Here is a 2,711-nt window from a genome sequence, read left to right as displayed (position 1 = left end):
AGCTGGCAGCGCGGCGGGGCCAGTACCCTGGCGACCCAGATTGTGAAGTTCAGTGATTCGCCGGGCGGCCGCACGGGAGGTGTGGCAGAGAAGCTGCGCCAGATGGCGACCGCAGCAGCAGCAGCGTACCAAACCGGACCCGACACGACAGCGGCCCGCCGGGGCGTTCTTGTGACTTATCTGAATTCAACACCGCTCGCCTCGCGGCCGGGCTATGGAGAGGTTATCGGCGTTCCGGAGGCGCTCTGGGTCTGGTATGGCACCGATCTCGCCGACGCCAACCAGGTGCTCACGCAACCAGCCACGACCACACAGGCCCTTGCACGCCAGGGCAGTGTCTACCGCCAGATGCTGAGCCTGATCCTGGCAGGACAGCGGCCCGCCTATTACCTGATCCAGAACCGCCCGGCGCTGGAAACGCTGACCGATGCGTATCTCAATGAGCTTGCGCGTCACGGCGTCATTCCGCCCCGCCTGCGTGACGCGGCGCTCGCCGCCAGGCTGGAATTCCGCGCGGCGCTGCCGCCGCCACCGCAATTTTCCTTTGTCGGCAACAAGGCCACCGACTGGTTGCAGGCGGAGCTTCTCTCCTGGCTGCACGTGCAGGATCTGTGGAGCCTCGATCGCTATGACCTTACGGCCTATTCGACCATCGATGAAGCGGCGCAACAGCGGGTGACAGCGGTCCTCACCCGCCTTGGCGACCCAGCCTATGATCAATCGCTGGGATTGTTCGGAAAGCTGATGCTCAGTACGGGCAACAATCCCGCCCTCATCAATTGGAGCTTCGTCCTCTATGAGCGCGGCGCCAACGCCAATTACCTGCGCATCCACGCCGATAGCCTGAACCAGCCCTTCGACATCAATTCCGGCGCCAAGCTGCAACTCGGCTCGACTGCCAAGCTGCGCACGCTGATCACCTATCTCGACATCATGGTCGCCCTGCACGGCGAACTGGCGCCCCTGCCCGCGCCCGCATTGCTGCATATCGCGGCAACGGCGCCGGACAACCTCACCCGCTGGGCGGCGGGGTATTTTGCGACCACCAACAACCGGGCTGTGCAGCCGATGCTCGCTGCCGCCATGTTGCGCACCTATCCGGCATACCCGGCCACTTATTTCACCGGCGGCGGAAACAACTCCTTCGGCAATTTTGAGCCCTGGGAAAACACCCTGACCCCGACCGTCGAATACGCCTTTGAGAATTCGATCAACTGCGCCTTTATCCGCATCCTCCACGACATCCGAGATTACTACACAGCGCAGAGCGGCATCGATGAGACGAAGCTGCTTGCCGACCCGCATAATCCGGCGCGGACCGCCTATCTGCAACACTTCGCCGAACAGGAGGGGCGCCGCTATCTCCATGGCTTCTACACCGCCTATAGGGGCCTCACGCCATCTCAGGCGCTTGAAAAGCTGGCGGGCCATACTGCGCCAATGGCCAGCCACCTCGCGGACCTTTTCCTCGCCATCCATCCGGATGCAGAACAGGTGGCGATGACGGCGTTTCTGCAAGCGCACATGCCGAAGCAAGCATTCGCGGAACTCACCGCGGACAGGCTCTCGCAGCTTTATGGGGAGTTTGCTTTGGGCAAATTATCGCTCAACGACGAAGGCTATATCGCCAACGTTCATCCGCTCGAAATCTGGCTTGTCGTCTATTTGCAAACACACCCGGCCGCGACATGGAAAGACGTCGACGCAGCGAGCCCCGGCGAAATCCTGAAATCCTATGCCTGGCTGTTCAAGCCGGACAAAACATTCCAGCAGAATGTCCGCATCGCCACGTTGCGTGAGCAGGAAGCTTTCAAACGCATCTGGCAGGATTGGCGGCGCCAGGGCTATCCGTTCGACCATCTCGTGCCCTCGCTGGGCACGGCCATCGGCGCCTCGGGCGATCGGCCGGACGCGCTGGCCAATCTGATGGGCATCATCCTGAACAATGGCGTGCAACTGCCAACCGTCGATCTCGACCGTCTCAACTTTGCCGACGGCACGCCCTACCAGACCGATTTTGCCAGCCAGCCCAACCCGCAGCAGGCGCTGGACCCGGCCGTGATACAAACCGTGCGCCAGGCGCTGCTGGGGGTTGTCCAGAACGGCACCGCTGGCCTCGTAGCCGGGGCATACCGGGCACCGAACGGCAGCTTGCTGCAGGTCGGCGGGAAAACCGGCAGCGGTGACAATCGCTATCACATCTACGGCCCTGGCGGCATTTTTCGCGGCGAACGGGTGGTGGACCGTACCGCGACCTTCGTATTCTTCCTCGGCGACCGGTTTTTTGGCACCGTGACGGCCTACGTGCCGGGGCCACAAGCCGCGGATTTCAGTTTCGACAGCGCGATGTCCGTGCAGCTTTTGAAGATGCTCCAGCCGCAACTCGCCCCGCTGTTGTGGCCTCCGACGTCCGACCGCCCGCAGCCTCCAGGCGCACAAAAGACGATTGCACAAACGACGCCGCCTTAGAGCAATATGCGTTTAGCTTGAACCAGCGTGGTCAAACTAAACGCATGAAATTGCTCGCTCAAACTTAAAGCTAGAGCATTCAGCTAAAAGCTGAATGCTCTAGTGGCGGGTACGCGTTGGAGCCGGAAGCTGAGCCCCGAATAAGCCGGACCTGTTCAAGCCGTATTTCCCGGACCGGGTGCAGACTGCGGCCCCGGCTGCGCGTTTTCCTTCCCTTGGCCGGCGCGTTTTTGGCCTAATTC

The 2,711-nt window shown here is 61.8% G+C and carries 1 protein-coding gene; it reads left to right on the top strand.

Annotation, left to right across the window (positions count from 1 at the left end; all coding sequences use genetic code 11):
* Positions 1-2,469: transglycosylase domain-containing protein (locus tag ACLPJJ_RS12510; protein ID WP_443591305.1), on the top strand; the 2,469-nt coding region annotated here is incomplete at its 5' end.
* Positions 2,470-2,711 lie beyond the last annotated feature (242 nt).

Origin of the sequence: Acidocella sp., from assembly GCF_052326845.1 — a bacterium.
Classification (GTDB): domain Bacteria; phylum Pseudomonadota; class Alphaproteobacteria; order Acetobacterales; family Acetobacteraceae; genus Acidocella.
The sequence above is the reverse complement of the archived record's forward strand: the minus strand, read 5'-3'. Positions and strand labels throughout refer to the sequence as shown.